Source organism: Rhodoferax lacus, assembly GCF_003415675.1.
In the GTDB taxonomy this organism is placed as follows: Bacteria; Pseudomonadota; Gammaproteobacteria; order Burkholderiales; family Burkholderiaceae_C; genus Allorhodoferax; species Allorhodoferax lacus.
Map to the genome: position 1 here is coordinate 592146 of NZ_QFZK01000001.1, position 20748 is coordinate 612893.

General features: G+C 55.8%; 18 protein-coding genes. All 18 read left to right on the forward strand.

What is annotated here, in order from left to right; translation table 11 throughout:
• The first annotated feature begins 20 nt into the window (after positions 1-20).
• The 18 genes from DIC66_RS02680 to DIC66_RS02765 all read left to right on the forward strand — a co-directional run bounded on the left by DIC66_RS02680 (position 21) and on the right by DIC66_RS02765 (position 20731).
• Complete coding sequence (locus tag DIC66_RS02680; RefSeq protein ID WP_117174148.1) at positions 21-956, forward strand: NAD-dependent epimerase/dehydratase family protein; 936 nt, start codon at positions 21-23, stop codon at positions 954-956.
• 14 nt (positions 957-970) lie between these two features.
• Positions 971-1903 carry an NAD-dependent epimerase/dehydratase family protein gene (locus DIC66_RS02685; protein ID WP_117173741.1) on the forward strand — a complete coding sequence of 311 codons (933 nt, stop codon included), beginning with the start codon at positions 971-973 and terminating at the stop codon, positions 1901-1903.
• A 16-nt stretch (positions 1904-1919) separates the two neighbouring features.
• Positions 1920-2978, forward strand: coding sequence for an NAD-dependent epimerase/dehydratase family protein (locus DIC66_RS02690; RefSeq protein ID WP_117173743.1), 1059 nt, complete (start codon positions 1920-1922; stop codon positions 2976-2978).
• Between the two features lie 2 nt (positions 2979-2980).
• A complete protein-coding gene (locus DIC66_RS02695) occupies positions 2981-3970 on the forward strand; it encodes an NAD-dependent epimerase/dehydratase family protein (protein ID WP_117173745.1) in 990 nt (329 codons plus the stop codon).
• Positions 3967-4743 carry an ABC transporter permease gene (locus DIC66_RS02700; RefSeq protein ID WP_117173747.1) on the forward strand — a complete coding sequence of 259 codons (777 nt, stop codon included), beginning with the start codon at positions 3967-3969 and terminating at the stop codon, positions 4741-4743. The genes DIC66_RS02695 and DIC66_RS02700 overlap by 4 nt, the downstream gene beginning before the upstream one ends.
• A gap of 12 nt (positions 4744-4755) precedes the next feature.
• Positions 4756-5487 carry an ABC transporter ATP-binding protein gene (locus DIC66_RS02705; protein ID WP_117173749.1) on the forward strand — a complete coding sequence of 244 codons (732 nt, stop codon included), beginning with the start codon at positions 4756-4758 and terminating at the stop codon, positions 5485-5487.
• Positions 5484-6401, forward strand: a complete 918-nt coding sequence (locus DIC66_RS02710; RefSeq protein WP_117173751.1) for an LbetaH domain-containing protein — start codon at positions 5484-5486, stop codon at positions 6399-6401. Before DIC66_RS02705 ends, DIC66_RS02710 begins: the two co-directional genes overlap by 4 nt.
• Positions 6402-6415: 14 nt before the next feature.
• Complete coding sequence (locus tag DIC66_RS02715; protein WP_117173753.1) at positions 6416-7054, forward strand: SGNH/GDSL hydrolase family protein; 639 nt, start codon at positions 6416-6418, stop codon at positions 7052-7054.
• Complete coding sequence (locus DIC66_RS02720; protein ID WP_147321223.1) at positions 7038-8537, forward strand: hypothetical protein; 1500 nt, start codon at positions 7038-7040, stop codon at positions 8535-8537. The genes DIC66_RS02715 and DIC66_RS02720 overlap by 17 nt, the downstream gene beginning before the upstream one ends.
• A complete protein-coding gene (gene asnB / locus DIC66_RS02725; protein WP_233505754.1) occupies positions 8534-10480 on the forward strand; it encodes an asparagine synthase (glutamine-hydrolyzing) in 1947 nt (648 codons plus the stop codon). The genes DIC66_RS02720 and asnB overlap by 4 nt, the downstream gene beginning before the upstream one ends.
• A complete protein-coding gene (locus DIC66_RS02730; RefSeq protein WP_117173757.1) occupies positions 10477-11874 on the forward strand; it encodes a hypothetical protein in 1398 nt (465 codons plus the stop codon). The genes asnB and DIC66_RS02730 overlap by 4 nt, the downstream gene beginning before the upstream one ends.
• A gap of 1 nt (position 11875) precedes the next feature.
• Complete coding sequence (locus DIC66_RS02735; protein WP_117173759.1) at positions 11876-13402, forward strand: class I SAM-dependent methyltransferase; 1527 nt, start codon at positions 11876-11878, stop codon at positions 13400-13402.
• A 13-nt stretch (positions 13403-13415) separates the two neighbouring features.
• Positions 13416-14645, forward strand: a complete 1230-nt coding sequence (locus DIC66_RS02740) for a glycosyltransferase (protein WP_117173761.1) — start codon at positions 13416-13418, stop codon at positions 14643-14645.
• A 1-nt stretch (position 14646) separates the two neighbouring features.
• A complete protein-coding gene (locus tag DIC66_RS02745; protein ID WP_117173763.1) occupies positions 14647-15870 on the forward strand; it encodes a glycosyltransferase family 4 protein in 1224 nt (407 codons plus the stop codon).
• On the forward strand, positions 15867-17102 hold the full coding sequence (locus DIC66_RS02750) for a glycosyltransferase family 4 protein (protein WP_117173765.1): 1236 nt from the start codon (positions 15867-15869) through the stop codon (positions 17100-17102). The genes DIC66_RS02745 and DIC66_RS02750 overlap by 4 nt, the downstream gene beginning before the upstream one ends.
• Before the next feature lie 17 nt (positions 17103-17119).
• Positions 17120-18028, forward strand: coding sequence for an SDR family oxidoreductase (locus tag DIC66_RS02755; protein WP_158558824.1), 909 nt, complete (start codon positions 17120-17122; stop codon positions 18026-18028).
• 129 nt (positions 18029-18157) lie between these two features.
• On the forward strand, positions 18158-19249 hold the full coding sequence (locus DIC66_RS02760) for a nucleotidyltransferase family protein (RefSeq protein ID WP_199534657.1): 1092 nt from the start codon (positions 18158-18160) through the stop codon (positions 19247-19249).
• A gap of 39 nt (positions 19250-19288) precedes the next feature.
• Positions 19289-20731, forward strand: a complete 1443-nt coding sequence (locus DIC66_RS02765; protein WP_117173771.1) for a mannose-1-phosphate guanylyltransferase/mannose-6-phosphate isomerase — start codon at positions 19289-19291, stop codon at positions 20729-20731.
• Positions 20732-20748 lie beyond the last annotated feature (17 nt).

Genomic DNA, 20748 nt, shown 5'->3' on the forward strand with positions numbered 1-20748 from the left:
ATTTTGCTGAGGAATACACAATGAAAGTCTTCGTAACCGGTGGTCTGGGTCAAATTGGCTCGCACGTTGTTGAAATGCTGCTGGAGCGTGGTGACCACGTGATTGCGGTGGATAACCTCGCAACAGGTCGCCGCGAACACCTGGCGGAGCACCCCAACCTCACCGTGGTGATCGACTCCATTGCCAACAAACCCCTGATGGACAAGCTCATCGGCGACTTCAAACCCGATGCCATCGTCCACACAGCGGCCTCCTACAAGGACCCGGATGACTGGTACAACGACACGCTGACCAATTGCGTAGGCGGCTCCAACATGGTCGATGCGGCCAAGAAATTTGGTGTGAAGCGCTTCGTGTATTTCCAGACGGCTCTGTGCTACGGCCTCAAACCCATGCAACAGCCCATCCGGCTGGACCACCCGCGCTCTCCCGGCAGCAGCAGCTACGCCATCACCAAGACCACCAACGAGTACTACCTGGAGCTCTCAGGTGTGGATTTTGTAACCTTCCGTCTGGCCAACGTGGTTGGTCCGCGCAACGTGGCCGGCCCCCTGCCGATCTTTTACCAGCGCCTGAAAGACGGAAAGCAGTGCTTCGTGACCCAGGCCCGCCGTGATTTTGTATTCGTGAAAGACCTGGCTCGTGTGGTGCTGAAGGCCTGTGATGGTGTAGGCCATGGCGCCTACCACTTCTCTTCCGGACAGGATGTTGCCATTCAGGAGCTGTATGACGCTGTCGTCAACGCACTGGACGTTCCTGGCAAGCCCAAGGCCGAAGTCAAGGAGCTCGGACCTGACGACGTTTTCTCCATTCTGCTGGACCCCACACGCACCTTTGAAGACTTCGGCAAAGTGGAATTCACCCCCCTGCAAGAAACAGTATCGGCCGCCATGGCCTATTACCAGCAGCACGGCACATTGGGTGAATACACCCACCTGCGCCAAGAACGCAAATAAGAGAGAGCCCACCCATGCGCATTTTAATTACGGGCGGCGCTGGCTGCCTGGGCTCTAACCTCATTGAACACTGGTTACCCCAGGGACACCAGATTCTGGTCATTGACAACTTTGCCACCGGCAAGCGCGAAGTGGTGCCGGAAGTGGAAGGCCTGACCGTCAGGGAAGGCAGCATTGCCGATGAGGCGCTAGTCAACGACTGCTTTGGCACGTTCAAACCCGATGTAGTGGTTCACGCCGCCGCCGCCTACAAAGACCCCGACGACTGGATTGAAGACTCGCGCACCAACGTCATGGGCAGCACCTATGTCGCGCGTGCAGCCAAGGCCCATGGCGTCGGGCGACTGGTCAACTTCCAGACGGCACTGTGCTACGGGCGGCCGCAGCAGCTGCCGATTTTTGCCAGCCACCCGACCGCCCCGTTCACCAGCTATGGCATCACCAAAACGGCCGGCGAGCAGTTCATGCTGTTGTCAGGTGTACCCACGCTCTCGCTGCGCATTGCCAACGTAACGGGGCCGCGTCTGGCCATTGGCCCCATCCCCACGTTTTACAAGCGCCTGAAAGCCGGGCAGAACTGTTTCTGCTCGGATACCTCGCGCGATTTTCTGGATATGTCGGATTTTCTGAACTTCATGGACCTGACCATCCAGCCCAGCGCGCCCACTGGCACCTACAACCTCGCCAGCGGTGAAGCGCATTCCATCAAGGAAATTTTTGACATCGTGACCGACTACCTGGGCCTGGGTACAAAAGAGGTACCCGTGGTCCCGCCCGCTGCCGATGACGTGCCGGTGGTGTCGCTGGACGCGACCGAGACCAGCAGGGCCTTTGGCTGGAAAGCCAGCATCGGTTTTGGTGAGACCATTCGCCGCCAGCTAGCCTGGTACGACCAGCATGGCGTGTCCGATGTGTTCTCGCATCTGAAATCGCCATCCGTGCAATAACCGGGGCATAAAGCGTATGACTATATTGAATTTTTTGGGTGCCAAGGTCCTGGTGGTTGGCGGTGCGGGCTTTGTTGGCAGCAATCTGGTGCACCAGATTCTGGAGCAGTCCCCGCGTGAGATTGTGGTGGTGGACAACCTGCTGTCGTCGGACGTTGCCAATATCCCGGCAGACCCGCGGGTACGTTTTGTGTTCGGCTCCATCACCGATGACAAAATTCTGGCAGATTTGCCAGATGACCTGGACTACGCTTTCCACCTTGCCTGCTACCACGGCAACCAATCGTCGATTGCCAACCCGTTGGCCGACCATGACAACAACACGCTGACCTCGCTCAAGCTTTTTGACCGCCTCAAAGACATCAAAGGCCTGAAGAAGGTGGTGTACGCCGCAGCTGCCTGCGCGGTGGCCGAAAAAACCTATGACGCGCCTACCGCCACCACAGAAGAGCAGCCGGTTACGCTGTACCACGACAGCCCCTACTCCATCTCCAAAATCATTGGCGAGCTGTACGGCAACTACTACTTTCAGCAACACAAGCTGCCATTTGTAAAAGCCCGGTTTTCCAATGTCTACGGCCCACGCGAAGTCCTGGGAGCCGGCCAGTGGCGCGGTACGGTGCACACCGTCTGGCGTAACGTCACACCCACTTTTGTGTGGCGCTCACTGAACGCAGAAGCCCTGCCGCTGGACAATGGGGGCAATGCCAGCCGGGACTTTATTTTTGTCGAGGACATGGCACGCGGTTTGATGGCCTGCGCTCTGCAGGGGGCTGTGGGCGAGGTCTACAACCTGGCCACCGGCAAAGAGACCAGCATTCTTGAACTGGCCACCCTGATCAACGAATACACGGGAAATAAAACCCCTCTTGACCTGCGCCCAGCGCGCGATTGGGACCGCTCCGGCAAACGTTTTGCCTCCACCGACAAGGCGGCACGCGAGCTGGGCTTTTTGGCACAGGTTGATGTGCGCGAGGGTGTGCGGCGCACGGTTGAATGGACCAAGGCCAACCACGACTTGATTCTGCGCAACATCGCAAGACACGGCAAGCTGATGGCCCAGGCCGGGGCTTGAAAATGCAAATTCAGGGCAACCGCTTTTTGGTCATCGGGGGGGCAGGGTTCATAGGCTCGCATCTGGTCGATGCACTCCTGGCCGCAGGGGCTGCGCATGTTCGCGTCTACGACAACTTTTCGCGCGGCACGCGTGCCAACCTGGAGCAGGCGCTGCACGACCCGCGTACAGAAGTGTTTGCCGATGGCGGCGACATCCTTCACCGCGACACCCTTCATCGTGCCATGGCAGGTATGGATGGCGTATTCCACTTGGCGGCACTGTGGCTTTTACAGTGCCACGAATACCCGCGTTCTGCCTTTGAAGTGAATGTGGCGGGCACCATGAACGTCATCGAAGCGGTAATTGCCAGCGGTGTCAAACGCCTGGTTTTTTCATCCTCTGCTTCAGTTTATGGAGATGCCGTTACAGAGCCCATGGAAGAGGACCATCCCTTCAACTGCCAGGAGTTCTATGGGGCCAGCAAGGTCTGCGGTGAAATGATGCTGCGTGCGCTCTACAACCGCGAGAGGCAAAAGGGAAGCGGGTTTGAATATGTTGGCCTGCGCTATATGAATGTGTATGGCGCGCGGCAAGATGACAAGGGCGCGTATGTGGGAGTGATCGTGCGCATGCTCAACGCCCTGGATGCCGGAGAGCAACCAGTCATCCATGGCGATGGATCGCAGGCCTACGACTTCATTGATGTGCGGGATTGCGCCAGAGCCAATGTGCTGGCCATGCAGTCAGCTTCCACCAATCAGTACTACAACGTGGGAACTGGTATCAAAACATCTATCGCGGAGCTAGTGACTCTGTTAAGCGTTTTGCATCCCAACAGGGCGTCTGCACGCTTCGAGTCTGGCGAACGCCCGTTTGTGCGCAATCGCGTAGGTGCCACGGCGCTGGCACAAAAAGACATTGGCTTTACTGCAACCGTTCCTTTAAGAAACGGAATAAATGATTTGATCGCCTGGCGGCGGTCAGCCAGCCGTCATGAGGGTATCGCATGACCGGTTGGTTTGTTGAACTGTACAGATGGCGTGAATTGGTTTTCACACTCTCGCGCATTGACATCCGCCAGCGCTACCGGCGCTCTGCCCTAGGGGTATGGTGGAATCTGATTACCCTTTCGATCACCATGGGAGCGCTGGGATACATATGGTCGAATATTTTCAAGACCGATCTCAAATCCTATTTGCCCTACTTCGCGGCTGGCTACATCCTATGGAATTACATCGCGGCACTTGTAAATGAGGGCGCCAACGCTTTCATCACGGCTGAATCATTGATCCGTCAGAGCAACGTTCCACTACAGATTCATACGGCACGCATTGTTGTGCGCAACCTCATCATTCTGGCCATTAACTGCGTTGTACTGGTCCTCATCTTTCTGGTCATGGGCATCGCCGTTTCTCCATTTGACATTCTTATGGCCTTCATCGGTGTATTGCTCGGACTGATGCTGACCACTCCTGCAGTAATGGCACTCGCTATCGCCTGCGCACGTTTTCGCGATCTTCCCCAAGTGGTGAGCAACATATTGCAGCTGATGTTCTTCGTCACTCCCATCATGTGGAAACGTGAGGCATTGTCTGCAGAACACCAATGGATCGCTGACTGGAATCCACTGTTGCTTGTGCTCGATGCCATCCGCGGTCCGTTACTCGGTAGCCTGCTTGAACCGCAACAATATCTGCTGTTGGTTGGCGAGATTATTGTTGCCACTGTGGTGGGCGGCTTGGCATTCGCACGGTACAAGAAACAACTGCCTTACTGGGCTTAAGGTTGCACATCCATGGCTCACATAAAAGCTGACAACCTTACTGTGCGTTACCCCGTTTTCGATGCCAGGCATCGCACGCTGAAAGGCAGCATCAAACTTGCCGCTACCGGCGGATCGATATTTGTTCCGGATTCAAAGAAACGCTTAGGTACCACCTATATTGAGGCCTTGCACGACCTATCCTTCACAATTGAAAGTGGTTCGCGCATCGGTATTTTTGGGCATAACGGCTCGGGCAAAACGACATTGCTGAAAGTATTGGCTGGTATCTACTCACCAACTTCGGGCACGCTTGAGATCAGTGGATCCGTCGGATCCTTTGTTGACATTGCGGCGGGGGTTGATGGTGACCTTTCAGGCTACGACAACATCTATATCCGCGGCCTGATGATGGGTCACTCCCGTTCAGAAATTGACCGTGAAGTGGAAGCCATCATTGATTTCTCGGGTCTGGGGGAGTTCATCTACATGCCGATCCGTACATATTCAAGTGGCATGTGGGCACGTCTGGCATTTTCAACCGCAACAGCATTTCGTTCCGATATCGTTCTGCTCGATGAGTGGCTGTCTGTCGGCGACGAAGTTTTTCAAAAAACGGCGCAGGATCGCCTCGCCTCAGTGGTTGATCTTGCTGCCATTCTGGTCCTTGCATCGCAATCTCTCGACCTTTTGAAGTCCCAGTGCGACCAGATCATCGTTCTTGAACACGGACGCATCACAGAGACCATGAAGGTGGAAAAATGAAACTATCCGCTCTGCTGCCGCACTGCGACGGCCTCCGCCTGGTGCGCGATCAAAGTTTCAGCGGACTCGCTTACCTCGGGCATACGCCCCGATCAGAGTCGGAACTGCTGTTCCTCGGAGACCGTAAGTTTCTTCCTCGTCTGCTTGGCCGCAATGGTGTGGGTGGGGTTATCACGACAGAAGACATCGCCGCCGAATTGCCTAACTTCATGGGCGTGATGGTGCATGAGAAACCGATGCAGGCATTTTTTGCAATCCATCAAAGTCTTGTCGATCGAGGCGTGTTTTATCGCCAACCAGAACCCAACCAAATCGATCCGACTGCACGCATCCACCCCAGAGCAGTAATCGCTGACCACAGCGTTCGTATTGGTTGCCATGCTGTGATAGGCCCAAATGTGATTGTTCATGCGAGAAGCACAATTGGTGATCACACGATCATTCGCGATGGCTCGGTTATCGGAAGCGAAGGCTTCGAATATAAGCACATGGGCAATAGCCTGATTCCTATACCTCATGCGGGTGGTGTCACCATAGGCCCGGATTGTGAAGTTCAAGCGCTATGCGCAATTGACGCAGGCCTGTTTGGCGGCGACACACGTCTAGGGCAGGGCACCAAACTCGACAATTTTGTGCACATTGCGCACGGTGTAGTAATCGGTGACCGTTGCCTATTAGCAGCTGCAGCGATGCTAGCTGGAGCTGTTACGGTCGGTAACGATGTGCGAATTGACCCCAATTGTTCTATTGGACATGAAGTCACCATTGGCAATGATGCTTACGTATCAATGGGTGCCGTTGTTGGAACCAATGTGGCGCCGAGGCAGCGCGTCACAGGGAATCTGGCTATTGAGCATTCACTCTTCTTACGCTTCTGGTCGCAACTGCGCACCGGTCGCCTGACAAAAAAATAGATAGGTGTTTAGACATGCGGTTCTACTTCTTTGGTGATTCCATCTGCTTTGGCCAATTCGTTTCGCCACACCGCATATGGGTCAATCAAGTCGCCACTCGCTTGGAAGAGTTGCACCCGGGCCTGGTTGTGCAAAACCCTTCGGTGAACGGACGAACTACGCGCCAGGCACTTGAAGACATGCCGTATCAGGTGCAAGCCCACCGCCCGGATGTTGTGTATATCCAGTTCGGCATGAACGACTGCAACCATTGGGTGAGCGATAACGGCACCACCCGTGTCAGTCTGCCAAGCTTTGAAGCCAACCTGACAGAAATCATTGTGCGTGCCAAACTGGCGGGTGCAAGCCAGGTATTCTTGGCCACCAACCACCCAACGCCACGTGTTGTGCCCTACGATAATGTGCCCGGCGTCACCATCAGCTACCAGAACAGTAATGCCAGCTTCAACGCAGCCATTCGTGAGGTCGCGGTGGCGCAGGACGCAGTACTCATGGACAACGAGGCCCACTGGCTGAGCCGCAATTTGAACGTGCCGGCCTCACTTCAGAAATTAGTGCTTCCCGACGGCATCCATTTGAGCGAGTCAGGACACGCCGTGTATGCGGACTTCGTTGGCAGTCAACTAGAAGCCCGTATTGGCAAATCAGTCTGATCGCATTGATGTGAACATGCTTAGCAACCTCAACGTCCTGATCATTTGCGACTACCACCTGCCTGGTAGCAATGCGAATGCACTGGCGGACCATATCAATTCATTCCAAAAGCATTCGCAGCACAACATCTTTATGCTCTCAAGCGTCGGCGATTTGCCTGCCGACTTCAATCTTGAGGCATTCGACGTACTCGTGATTCACTACTCGATTGTCGTGATTGGTACGAGTTATTTGTCTGAATCTGCCAAGGACCGCATTGCCAATTACAAAGGACTGAAAGTCCAATACATCCAAGACGAATACCGTGAAATTAACCGGTTCCAGATTGAGATGGACCGCTTAGGGACTGACCTGCTGTTCACTTGCGTGCCGCAATCTCTCTGGAAATACACCTATCCGGACCATATATTGCCTTGGCTTGCACTGCGTCCGACGTTGACCGGTTATGTGCCAGAGGCACTGCTGCAACACCGGGTCAAGCCCACCGCCGAGCGCACCACGGACGTGTTCTATCGAGGCCGTCAGGTACCCTACTGGATCGGCTCGGCGACCCTGGAGAAGTACCAGATCGCCCAGGAATTTGCCCGTCTGGCGCGTGGCACCGAACTTGTGATTGACCTCGCGAGTGAGGAAGGCAGCCGCCTTTATGGGGACTCATGGCTTCAGCACCTTGGCAATGCAAAATGCACCCTCGGCGTGGAGAGTGCGGCCAGCCTGCTCGACTTTACTGGAGGATTCCAGCGGCGCACGGAAGCTTATATCCGCCAACATCCCATGGCTAGCTTCGCCGAGGTGGAGGCAGCAGCGTTTCCAGGGATCGACAATCGATTCAATACCGCTCAAATTTCACCGCGCTGTTTCGAGGCTGCGGCCATGCGAACCTGCATGATCTTATATGAGGGCGAATACTCCGGGATTCTGGAGCCTGGCAGGCACTACCTGTCATTGAAGAAAGACTTCTCAAACTTCAATGAAATATGCACCATCATTCGCAACTCCGCGCGGCTACAGGAGATCAGCGACTGTGCCTACCAGGAAGTGGCGCTCAATCCCCAGTACTCGAACAAGCGATTCGTGGAGGAATTTGAAACGGGTGTTGCCGAAGTGATGGCACTCAAAAAGCATTTGCCGCGCCGGATCGACATAGAAGCCATTGTCGAGCAGTTTCAGACGGTTTATACCGACTATAGACCAGAGGTTGGGCGTTTGCACGGGGCACTTTATTTTCGCCACAGCAGCAATGATGAGTTCTTTGTCTCGCGGGCATTTGTGCAGTATTGCGCGAGAGACATAGACCTGCTTGCCGACTCGCATAAGGTTGTCAACGTCAGCCCAAAACCCGTTCGGTCCCATGTCCATGTATTCGAGTCAATCGATCAAGCCCGCCCACCGATCCGGCGATTGCTATTGAGTTGGTGGCGCCGTATGCCCTATAGCCTGCGCCTCAAGATAGAGCCGTTGTTGTTGCTAATAAAGCGATGAACTTCCGCGACAAGCGGTATCTGAACGCAAATGGAGAAGTAATTATGTGTGGAATTTTTGGCCTACTTGCAGATCGTGCACGGGAACCGGGTCGCACCGCGGAGCAACTGCAGACTGGTATGGAGCGCATCCGCCACCGGGGGCCGGACGGCAGTGGCCAATGGATTTCAGAAAATGGACAAGTGGGCATGGGCCATTTACGTCTTGCAATCATCGATATCGAGACGGGGGCTCAGCCCATGCAAGCCGACAGTGGTCGCTACTCTATTGTCTACAACGGTGAAATTTATAACTATCTCGAGCTTCGCAAGGAATTAGGGGAGGGACTGTTCCAGACCCGCTCTGACACGGAAGTGGTGCTGCAGGCCTTCCAGCGTTGGGGGGCGGACTGCGTCAACAAATTTCGGGGGATGTTTGCCATCGCCATCTGGGATGCTGTTGAGCAACGCCTATTTCTGGCCCGCGATCGGTTTGGCATCAAGCCGCTTTACTGGGCAAAGACTTCCCAAGGCTTTTATTTTGCTTCCGAGGTCAAGGCCTTGCTGCCGTTTTTAGACCAGCGTTCGGTCAATAGCGCGGCACTCTCTGACTACTTTACCTTTCAGTTTTGTCTGGGCGAAAAGACCCTGATAGGCGGTGTGTGGCAAATGCCAACCGCGCATTTTGGCTACGTCACGCCAGGTCAAGAGCCCCAGTTGCAGCGTTACTGGGAAGTGCATTACGAGGTCGATTTCGACCATACCGAGCAATGGTTTACCGAACGTTTACGCGAATTGTTGGAAGATTCCGTGCGAATGCACATGCGGGCCGATGTGGAGGTGGGGAGTTATGTAAGTGGCGGGGTCGACTCCAGCTTGTTGGCTTCTCTTGCACGCGGCGTGCGCCCAGATGGTCCATTCAAGGCATTCAACGGCCGGTTTATGGACGGCCTTGATTTTGATGAATCACGCTACGCTAAAGCCCTCGCGGACGAGCAGAACATGCAATTGCATGTGGCGAATATCGGTGAGCAAGATTTTGTGGACAACATTGCAAAGGTTATCTGGCATCTGGATCAACCAACAGCGGGCCCCGGGTCCTTTCCGCAGTACATGGTTTCAAAGCAAGTAGGCCAACACATCAAGGTGGTACTTGGCGGGCAAGGGGGCGATGAGATATTTGGTGGCTACGCCCGCTACTTGGTAGCATATTTTGAGCAGTGCATCAAGGGCGCCATTGACGGCTCTCTGAACAATGGCAACTACGTGGTGTCGTACGAGTCTATCATTCCAAACTTGGAGACGCTGCGCCAGTACAAGCCCATGCTGCGCGAGTTCTGGTCGAGCGGTCTATTTGGTGAACGTGACGAGCGCTATTGGCGTCTGGTGAACCGAGCCAACACCTTTGGCAGCATCCTGGCGCCAGATGCCATTGACCAGCGCGCCACCTTTGATGAGTTCAAAAGCATTTTTTGGGGAAGTAACGTGGGCAAAGAGTCTTACTTCGACTCAATGACGCATTTCGACTTCAAGACGCTATTGCCAGCGCTGTTGCAGGTCGAGGATCGCATGAGCATGGCGCACGGCGTGGAAGCCCGCGTGCCGTTCCTGGACCATCCCCTTGTAGAGTTTGCCGCCACCATTCCCGCTGACATCAAGTTTCGTAGTGGAGAGCTAAAGCGCTTACTTAAAGCAGTGTTCAGCAATCATCTGCCCTCAGCTATCCGAGACCGCAAAGACAAAATGGGCTTTCCGGTGCCTTTGAACCTCTGGCTAAAACGCGGCGGCCCGGCCAGGGACTTGATTGGTGACATTTTGGGTTCACAATGCGCGCGAACACGGCCCTATTTGGGTAATGGCCTTTCCATCGATGCGGTTCTGGATTCGCAAAGTGCTTATGGGCGTAACCTCTGGGCTTTGCTGAGTCTCGAATTGTGGCACCAACAGTTTGTGGACCAACCGTGACACGCAAAAATATTCTGTTTTTGTATTCAAGGATTCCCTCCTTTACGAACGCAGTTCGCGATTACGTAAACGCCTTCGGGCAACACTCCGCAAACCAAATCCACTACTTTGACACCGACTCAGGACCGCTTGAATTCGATCTTCGCGCTTTTGACGCCATTATCTTCAACTACTGCTTTTGGGCACGGCGCAGTTCGTTCACAACAAAGATGATTGCATGCGTAGCCGCATACAGCGGCCCAAAAATCGCGATCTTTCAGGACGAACAGGACACAATTCGCTGGCATCGTCAGCATGTGGTGTCGATGGGCATTCGCGCTATCGTCACGGTGGTTGACCCAGAAGTCTGGCGTGCCGCATTACCAGCAGATTTTTTCCGAGATTTGATTTTTTTACGGGCTTTGACGGGCTATTTGCCGGAGCAGAACGCCTTCAGCGGCATAGTTACGCTACCCATGGCAGAGCGACGTTGGTGGATCGGCTACCGGGGGAGGCCAATTCCCTACCAATATGGTCGTCTGACACGTGAAAAGTTTGTCATTGGCGAGCGCATGCGCAAGATATGCGAGGCGCGCCATATCCCGAACAACATTTTTACCGCCGAAGAAGACCGTCTTTATGATGAGGCATGGTATGACCTGATCAGCAATTCGCGTCTGATGCTGGGTACAGAGAGCGGCACCGATATATTCGATTTCGAGGGCGGTCTTTGGGAGCGAGTGGATGCCTGGCGAAAGCTACACCCTCAGGCCAGTTTCGAAGAAGTTGAAGAGAAATTCCTATCAGGCATTGAGAAAATTGCCGCCAACCAGATATCGCCGCGCTTGTTCGAGGCCATCGCTTTGCGTACCGGTCTTCTACTTTTTGAAGGCGAATATTCCGGTGTGCTCACGCCGTGGACGCACTATATTTCTCTCAAAAAAGACTTTAGCAACATTGACGAAGTGCTGGCAGCGGCTGATGACTTAGCCGGTATTGACGCAATGGTTGAGCGCACATGGCGCGATGTCGTGCTTTCTGGCAAGTACAGCTTCTCTGCCTATGTAAAGTGTGTTGATGATCTAATCGTGCGCATGCATCCCGGCGTACTTGGCCGCGTTGCCTTGTGGGGCCTTGTTGGCTGGCGCGAAAATGCCAACTCAGCGGCGACTCAGTTGCCAGGACAGCGTCTGCAGACGCCCACCACCGAGCCCTTGCGTCACTTCGACCATATACCAGACCCCGTTGTGATATTTCGAATCAACTGGGGCGCATTGCACCGTGCAGTGATGCGGCGCTATGAATCCGTCTTGTATTCACCGTTGGGGCGTAAGTGCAAGGCGTACTTGCAAAGCAATGCGCTGGTGTACGCCGTCGCCCGCAAATGTGTGCGCCTTCTGACAGGCAGGTGGTAGCGTGCAACCCCTGGCGCCCGCAAACTTCCAGCCACTGGTTTCAATTCTGGTGCCCATCACCAAGGATGCGCAGGAGAGTGCACAGCGCCTAGCCCTGGCGCAGGCGCAAAGATGGCCCCATTTGGAAGTAATCCCAGTACCGGTATCCGCAGGATTCGGATATGGACAGGCCCTGAACACCGGGTTGGCGGCCAGCAAGGGCGCTTACATAAGCCTGCTGCTTCCAGGTGCCCACTACACGCCCGACAAGACTGCGCAGCAAGTAGCCTTTATGGCCCAGTTTGAACTGCAGGACGCGGCAGTATTTTGCAACTACATCTTGGAAGATGGTAAAGACGCCGATGGCGTCCCCGTGTTGCTGCCATCGGTTGATCCCACCGCCATGTTCCGCAAGATATTCTGCGGCCTGCGTGTGGACTGCAGCAGCCTGCTGGTTCCACGGACAGCCATGCTGGCGCTGGGTTTTCCCACTGAACCGGTGGGCCAAGCGGCCTTGCAGGGCTGGTTGCTGGCACTGAGCCGACACACGGCTCTGGTGGGAATGACGGCATCGCTGCTGAGCGCCAAGCGGCCCCAGTTCAGCCGCGCGGAAAGGCAGAGTTTGCGCCGGCTGTTTGCGGCGCAGCTTCCTGACATGGTGCACCTTGTTCGGTCCGGGAACTTCGACGCGGATGTTTTCTCGATCCTGGGACAGGCAGCCGCAGAACGGCTGGCCCAAGGCCTGCCCCTGGCCGCCTGGGACGCCGGGTCTGCCGCACGCAGGCTGCTGGGCCACGGCACAAGCACCCGGCGCGCAGTCCAGTCCTTTGCCACGCCTGTGCTTCGCATGTTCCTGCGCCGCCTGCCAATTGGCCTGAAACGTCTGTTGCGGGCATCCCGGCCGGGCAAGGCCTCGGGGGGCGGTGCGCGCCTGGACTTCTCTGCCATTTACCAGGACAACGGCTTTGTGGGCACCGAGTCACTGTCGGGTGCGGGCTCTACCCGGTTCCAGACCCGTGTCATTCGACACAAGCTGCCACTGCTCCTGCATAAGCTGGGCATCAACAGCATGGTCGACATTCCCTGCGGTGACTTTCACTGGATGCGCGAAGTGGACCTTGCCCACATCCATTACACCGGGGCAGACGTGGTGGACGCCATGGTCCGCAGCAACCAACTGCGCTTTGGCGGGCCGATGCGGTCGTTCCAGTGCGTCAACCTGATTTCCGGGCCACTACCCGCGGCAGACCTCGTGTTTTGCCGCGACTGCCTGGTGCATCTGCCTTACGAGGATGCCCTGGCGGCCCTTGAGACCATCCGGCAAAGCAAATGCCAATGGCTGTTGACGACCACCTTTACCCGCAGCACGCCCAACACCGATTTGGATGCCGCAGGCTGGCGGGCACTGAACCTCACCTTGCCCCCTTTCAACCTGCCCCAGCCTACCGTGCTGATTTCAGAAAAGTGCACGGAGGCGGGCGGCATGGCCGGCGACAAGTCACTGGGGCTTTGGCGCATTGCCGATTTGCCACCCCGCGCGCAGGCATAAGTCCGGGCATTCCATGCGAATTTTCATACTCCCGTCCTGGTGCCCGACCGCAGACCATCCCCTGAGCGGCAGCTTCTTTGTGGAGCAAGCCCATGCCATCGCCGCGCTGCGGCCTGACTGGACGGTCGCGCTCTGCCTCTTTGACCTGGCCCGCTCCCGCATGCCCTGGCGTCCATGGCAGCTTCCCCGGTTTGCAAGGCAAGCCCTGTGCACGCCCCGCATGCAGCATGCCCACGCGCCTTCGGGCCTGCACACATTCCACGTGTGGAAACCCTACCTTCCCCGCTTTGGACCGCTCAGCAAATGGACTGCCAACGCGCAGGCCTTGGCCTCGCAGGCCCAACCGGCTCTTGAAGACTTTATCCAGCGCTTTGGCAAACCCGATCTGATCCATGCCCAGGCCGTCTATCCGGGTGGTGCCGCCGCGGTGGCCCTGGGGCGGGAACATGGCATTCCAGTGGGCCTGACTGAGCATCTGGGGCCTTTTCCTCCGGCAACGCTGTGCCTGCCCAGTGGGCAGGTCATGCCTTTGGTGGCTGACACCTATGCCGGTGCGGCGCTATGCAGCGCCGTCAGCAACGCCCTGGCCGACCGCATCATCGACATGGGCCTGGCGAAGACCGTGTCGGTACTGCCCAATTTCCTTCCCGACCATTTCGGATCGGGCCTGGACACCATACCAAGGACGCCAGAGGAATTTGTATTCCTGAGCGTGGGAGGCCCCTCCCAACGCAAGGGAACCGATGTTCTATTGAGGGCGCTGGCCCAAACCGATGCCAATATCCACCTCCACTTGGTCGGCGACAGCATGGAGCGACCAGGTCTGCAACAACTCGCTACCGATCTGGGCCTGTCCGCGCGGGTATGCTGGTTGGGCTCGGTAGCACGCGAGCACATGCGTGCACATTACCAGGCCTGCGACGCCTTTGTGCTACCCAGCCAGGGCGAGACCTTTGGCATTGCTTATATCGAGGCACTGGCGTTTGGCAAGCCGCTCATTGCCACCCGCTGCGGCGGGCCCGAGGACATCGTGCATGCGGGAAACGGCTTGCTCGTGCCCGTGGGCAACGTGGAGGCTTTGGCTGCGGCCATGCGCGGCATGGTGACGCACGCTGCACGCTATGCGCCGCCTGACTTGCGTTCGGATTTTCTGACCCGTTTCTCGGCCACGACGGCACTTGCGCGCATGGAGCCTTGGTATCGGGCGGTACAGCGCTGTGGTCAACGCAAGGCAACACCCTGAGATGAAAAGCCCGAAACCCCTCGCCGTGATGTTGACGCCAGACCGTCAAATCGACCGCAGAATTTTGTTGAGCGCTGACAGCCTGGAGGCGGCCGGCTGGGACGTGACCATCATCGCCATGCCGCTGGACGCGCAGGCAGCCGATGACAGGCGCGTGGTGCGCATTGGTTCGCAGGCCGGTCCCGCCAGTCGGGAAAACCGTGTTCTGGACGCATACCGCTGGATGCGTGGCCACCTGCCCATGAATGGCCGCCTGATGCGCTGGATGAAACGGCTGACCTGGCGGTATCTGGTGGACCAGGAGTCGTTTTATTCCAGGCTGTTTTACAGCACGGCTGCGCAGTACAAGCCACGTGTTTTTGTGGCCAACGACCTGCCCATGTTGCCGGTGGCAAGCCAATTGGCAAAGGCCTGTGGCGCCAAACTGGTGTACGACAGCCATGAGCTCTACAGTGAGCAGGAGTTTTCTGATCGCGAGAAACGCGGATGGGCCGAGATTGAGGCCAAGTACATTGGTACTTGTGACCTGGTAATTACGGTCAATCCCTCAATTGCATCCGAACTGGAAAAGCGCTACGGAATTGAAGGTGTGAAGGTGATATACAACGCGGAGCGCACTCACACGGCCCCGGCGGTGTCTCGCCGCTTCCACGAAGTCTTTGGATTGTCTGCTGACAAAGAAATCGTTTTACTGCAGGGGGGCATATCTGCTGGGCGCAACTTGGAAGTACTGGTCGAGGCCATGCGCTACGTGAAAAATTCTGCAGTGGTGCTTGTTGTGCTGGGCGATGGGCTTTTACTGAACAGCCTTCAGAAGTTGGCGCAGCAAGCGGGCATCAAAGGACGCATCTATTTTCATGCCGCCGTACCGCAAAATGAATTACTGGCACTGACTGCCGCTGCGAATGTAGGGGTGATTCCCTATCAGGCAACTTGTCTGAATAACCACTATTGCACGCCGAACAAACTTTTTGAGTTCATTGCGGCTGGCCTTCCAATTCTGGCAACGGATTTACCAGAGATTCGAAGATTGGTTGAAGGGCAACAGATAGGACTGGTGGGAAATACCAGTTCCGCCCAAGCGCTGGCGGTGTTGATGGATGATGTTTTCTCGGACAAACAACGGTTTGGTAGCTGGAAAGCCCGGATGTCAGTTGTACGCCAGCGCATTTGCTGGGAACAAGAAGAAAAAAAATTAGTGGAACTTTACGAGGCGTTGCGATGAAAATCGTTGTTGTGTATCAGTACTACCAAGGACACGGCGCTCCCGGGCATTCACTGGTTTATGAATTGACACAGTATCTCGCTGAGCGCGGCCATACTGTGACTGTGGTGTCCGGCGAAACCGGCTATATGCAGCGAAAGATGCCCACCCTGCCCTGGTATCGACGACTGGTTAGGCATGAACGCGATGGCAAAGTGAACGTGGTGCGCACCTATACCTATTCAGAATTGCATCGGAGTTATTTGGGCAGACTGCTGAGCTTTATCTCCTTTTCCCTGTCGTGTCCGTTCGGGTTATTGTCTGTTGCCAGGCCGGATGTGGTATTAGCATCGTCGCCACCCATATTCCCGATGTTTCCTGCATGGTTAATCTGCAAGTTACGTCGCATTCCATTTATTATCGAAGTGCGCGATCTGTGGCCCGCATCGGCTGTACAGATGGGCATATTAAAAAATAAACAACTAATAGGAATCATGGCTTGGATGGAGCGTGTGCTCTACAACCATTCCGCAAAAATTGTAGTTTTGACAGAAGGAATACAGAAAGACATTTGCACCAGGGGCTGGCCAAAGGAAAAAGTGGAGTTGGTAACTTGTGGTGTGGATATTAACAAGTTGTACCCGGACGTCGCAGGCGCCGCGTTCATTCGAAAAAAGTACGGTTGGCTGGACGTGCAGATCGTCCTGTATTTTGGTGCCTTGGGAGAAGCCAATAACCTTCCTGTCACACTCAGGGCGGCAAGCCGCTTGCAAGCGCGCAAAGATATCATCTTTGTCCTGATCGGCGACGGAATGAAGCGAACTGAAACACAAAGACATGTATCCGCACTTGGTCTCGAAAATGTACTCATTCTTCCGCCTGTTCCCAAGGATGAAGCCCGTATGTATATCAACGCAGCCGATCTGTGCCTTGTTACATTACGGGACATTCCGTTATTTGACGGTGCGATACCGACAAAACTAATTGACTATATGGCTTGTGGCAAAGCCGTACTTTGCGGCATTCGGGGTGAGGCGGAACGCATTATTGAAGCTTCTGGGGCCGGCGAAGCATTCGATCCTGATAACGAGGAGCAACTTTGCAACTTGATCGTTGAATTGTTGGCTGATCCCGACAGAATCGCATCTATGGGTTCTGGCGGCTTGGCCTATGTGCAAAGTCGGTTTTCTGCTGCAAAGTTGCGTCAGCAAATGGAATCAGTATTGTTGAATGTCGTCTTTGCTGACAAATGAATCAAAGTTTTTTCAAAATGCAAATGATGATTCAAAATACTTGCAACACAGTGGCAATTGTTGGTGCATCCAGTCAAATTGGTGAAGCGTTGCTTCCCAAATTGCTCACTGCTGGTTACGTGACGTATTGCATTGGGAGGAAATCAAAGACAGGTGATTTTGGCATTACATATGTTTTTGACCAATCCATTGGACGCTTTGAACCGAACTTGATTTCGGTTGACACGGTGATCTCTTTGGCGCCACTTCCCTCTATTGGTAGTGTTTTGAAAATGGCAAAGACTTTAGGTGCAAAAAGAATCATTGCATTCGGTTCAACAGGCAGGTTTTCAAAGGTGGGGTCGACATCAATCATTGAACGAGATTTTGTATCACAGCAAGAAGCCGCAGAGAATTTTTTCTCAATGCAATGCGAAGCATCGTCTATTGCATGGACCTTACTAAGGCCAACCATGATTTATGGCGCAAATGCTGATCAGAATGTTTCTTTCGTTGACAATATGGTGCAAAGATTTGGAATATTCCCCATGCCAATTGGTGCAAGCGGATTGAGACAACCGGTTCATGTAGAAGACCTTGCAATGGCTTGCATTCTGGTTTTGCAAAACAAAATCACGGAAAACAAAGCATACAATTTAGGTGGCGGACAGGTTCTGAGTTTCCCAAACTTGGTTCGCAAAGTATTTCGGGATCAAGGCAAAATGCCCATTTTGATCCCCACGCCGCTTTTATTATATTCATTACTAATAAAACTTGCACAATATTACCCGCCTGCATCGTTTGTTCGCATGGAAATGGTGTGCCGAATGTTTCAGGATTTAATCGCCGACAATAAGCCCGCATTTGACGATTTTGGATACAGTCCAAGAGCTTTTGCGGGAGTATCACCGCAGCAATACGACGACTCCAAGCTGAACTTCCACTAAATGTTACTGTTCCTGCTGCCCCTTCAAAGATAAATTCATCCACTGAATTTTCAAAATCCCGTCACTCCACTGGTGTAAAGTGACAGCAGTCACACAGCTCCACAGGAATACACAGCAATGGCAAAAGGAATGATTCTCGCGGCTGGTCAGGGCACACGCGTTCGCCCTCTGACCAAAGACCTACCCAAACCGATGGTGCCCATCCTGGGCAAGCCGGTGATGGAATACCTGATCGAGCATCTGGCTCGGCACGGCATCAAAGAGATCATGATCAACGTGGCCTACTACCACCAGCGCATTGAAGAGTACTTTGGCGACGGCAGCCGCTGGGGCGTGGAGATTGGCTACTCCTACGAGGGAGTGAAGGAACACGGCGACATCCTGCCCAAGCCCATGGGCTCGGCCGGTGGCATGCGCAAGATTCAGGACTTCAGCGGCTTTTTTGACGAGACCACGCTGGTGCTCTGCGGCGATGCCCTCATTGACCTGGACATCACCGCCGCTCTGGAAGAACACCGTGCAAAGGGTGCCATTGCCAGCGTGGTGGCCATGGACGTGCCGCGTGAAGAGGTGTCGTCCTACGGCATCGTGGTGTCGGATGCGGATGGCCGCATCCAGTCTTTCCAGGAAAAGCCGCAGCCGCGGGACGCCAAGTCCACGCTGGCCAGCACCGGCATCTACCTGTTCGAACCCGAAGCCCTGAACCTGGTGCCCTCCGGCAAGGTCTATGACATTGGTGCGGACCTGTTCCCGCAGCTGGTGGCCACGGGCCAGCCCTTCTACGTGCAAAACCGCCCTTTCCACTGGATTGACATCGGCAAGGTCAGCGACTATTGGTCGGTGCTGCAGCGCGTGCTCAAGGGCGAAATTGCCGACATGCATATGCCCGGCAAAGAGGTGCGCCCCAATGTGTGGGTGGGCCTGAACGCCAGCATCCCCTGGGACCAGGTGAAGATTGAGGGGCCGGTGTACATCGGCTCCAGCGTGAAGATCGAGCCCGGCGCCAGCATCATTGGCCCAGCCTGGATTGGGCATGGCAGCATCATCCGCTCGGGCGCACGCGTGACCCGCAGCGTGCTGTTTGACTACACCCGCATTGCGGCGGACATGCATTTCAACGAGATGATTGTGTCGCGCCACTACTGCGTGGACCGCCATGGTGACACGCTGTACCGTGGCGATGACAGCACCCACCTGCGCTGGGGCGATGCACGCGGCTAAGCCCTCGAAACTGATTCCTTTCAATCCTTCCATTCATCCATGATCATCCAACCTGTCATTTTGTCTGGCGGCTCCGGCACGCGCCTGTGGCCCCTTTCCCGTGAAAAATACCCCAAGCAACTGTTGCCGCTGATTGGCGAAGACTCGCTGCTTCAGGCCACGGTGCGCCGCGTGGAGGGCATTGCCGGCGTGGAGCTGGCCGCCCCAATGGTGGTGTGCAACGAGGAATACCGCTTTGTGATTGCCGAGCAACTGCGTGTGATGGGCAAGCCCGGCACCGTGGTGCTGGAGCCCAAGGGCCGCAACACCGCGCCCGCCCTGACCATTGCTGCCCAGGCTGCCAGCGCCAACGGTGCTGACCCGGTGCTGTTGGTCATGCCTGCTGACCATGTGATCATCGACAAGGCCGCCTTCCAGGCCGTGGTGCGCCAGGGTGCCGCACTGGCAGCCGGTGGTGCTGTGGTGACCTTTGGCATCACCCCCGATGCACCCGAAACCGGCTATGGCTACATCCAGGCCGGTGCGGCCTTCGAGGGTGACGGCGCCAAGCGCATTGCGCGCTTTGTGGAAAAGCCCGACCTGGCCACGGCCGAGGGTTACCTTGCCGAGGGCAACTACCTCTGGAACAGCGGCCTGTTCATGGTGCGCGCCTCGGTCTGGCTGGCTGCCCTGAAGGTCTGCCGCCCCGACATCCTGGAAGCCTGCGACAAGGCCTGGGCCGAAGGTAAAAACGACGGCGAGTTTGTGCGTGTAGGCAAGGAAGCCTTTGCCGCCTGCCCGTCCGATTCCATCGACTACGCCGTGATGGAGCGCATTGCCAAGCCCGACGCAGCCGCTGCCCTGCCCGCTGGCGTGGTGATCCCCCTTAGCGCTGGTTGGTCCGACGTGGGCGCCTGGGAAGCGCTGTGGAAGGCCTTGCCCAAGGATGCCAACGGCAACGTGGCACAGGGCGATGTGCTGCTGCACGACAGCACCAACACCCTGGCCTTGTCCGAAGGTCGCCTGATTGCCTGTGTCGGCGTGAACGACCTGGTAATTGTGGAAACCGCCGACGCCATTCTGGTGGCGCACAAGGACAAGACCCAGGACGTGAAGAAGATTGTGGACAGCCTGAAGGCGGCCGGCCGCTCCGAAGGCCAGATCCACCGCAAAGTGTTCCGCCCCTGGGGCTGGTACGACAGTGTGGACAACGGCGCACGCTTCCAGGTCAAACGCATTGTGGTCAAGCCCGGTGCCGCCCTGTCGCTGCAGATGCACCACCACCGCGCCGAGCACTGGATTGTGGTCAGCGGCACCGCCAAGGTCACCAAGGGTGACACCACCATCCTGATGTCCGAAAACGAGTCCACCTACATCCCCCTGGGCACCACCCACCGCCTGGAAAACCCCGGCCGCGTGGACCTGGAGATGATTGAAGTGCAGTCCGGCAGCTACCTGGGTGAGGACGACATCGTGCGCTTTGAGGACGTGTACGGGCGGTAGTATCCACTGCGCTTGTA

Bases quoted from the DNA above. Each gene is read 5' to 3' on its own strand.
- DIC66_RS02765 (WP_117173771.1), top strand. From the start codon at position 19,289: ATGATCATCCAACCTGTCATTTTGTCTGGCGGCTCCGGCACGCGCCTG.
- DIC66_RS02700 (WP_117173747.1), top strand. From the start codon at position 3,967: ATGACCGGTTGGTTTGTTGAACTGTACAGATGGCGTGAATTGGTTTTC.
- DIC66_RS02680 (WP_117174148.1), top strand. From the start codon at position 21: ATGAAAGTCTTCGTAACCGGTGGTCTGGGTCAAATTGGCTCGCACGTT.
- DIC66_RS02690 (WP_117173743.1), top strand. From the start codon at position 1,920: ATGACTATATTGAATTTTTTGGGTGCCAAGGTCCTGGTGGTTGGCGGT.
- DIC66_RS02745 (WP_117173763.1), top strand. From the start codon at position 14,647: ATGAAAAGCCCGAAACCCCTCGCCGTGATGTTGACGCCAGACCGTCAA.
- DIC66_RS02710 (WP_117173751.1), top strand. From the start codon at position 5,484: ATGAAACTATCCGCTCTGCTGCCGCACTGCGACGGCCTCCGCCTGGTG.
- DIC66_RS02760 (WP_199534657.1), top strand. From the start codon at position 18,158: ATGATTCTCGCGGCTGGTCAGGGCACACGCGTTCGCCCTCTGACCAAA.
- DIC66_RS02685 (WP_117173741.1), top strand. From the start codon at position 971: ATGCGCATTTTAATTACGGGCGGCGCTGGCTGCCTGGGCTCTAACCTC.
- asnB (WP_233505754.1), top strand. From the start codon at position 8,534: ATGAACTTCCGCGACAAGCGGTATCTGAACGCAAATGGAGAAGTAATT.
- DIC66_RS02740 (WP_117173761.1), top strand. From the start codon at position 13,416: ATGCGAATTTTCATACTCCCGTCCTGGTGCCCGACCGCAGACCATCCC.
- DIC66_RS02705 (WP_117173749.1), top strand. From the start codon at position 4,756: ATGGCTCACATAAAAGCTGACAACCTTACTGTGCGTTACCCCGTTTTC.
- DIC66_RS02750 (WP_117173765.1), top strand. From the start codon at position 15,867: ATGAAAATCGTTGTTGTGTATCAGTACTACCAAGGACACGGCGCTCCC.
- DIC66_RS02715 (WP_117173753.1), top strand. From the start codon at position 6,416: ATGCGGTTCTACTTCTTTGGTGATTCCATCTGCTTTGGCCAATTCGTT.
- DIC66_RS02695 (WP_117173745.1), top strand. From the start codon at position 2,981: ATGCAAATTCAGGGCAACCGCTTTTTGGTCATCGGGGGGGCAGGGTTC.
- DIC66_RS02755 (WP_158558824.1), top strand. From the start codon at position 17,120: ATGCAAATGATGATTCAAAATACTTGCAACACAGTGGCAATTGTTGGT.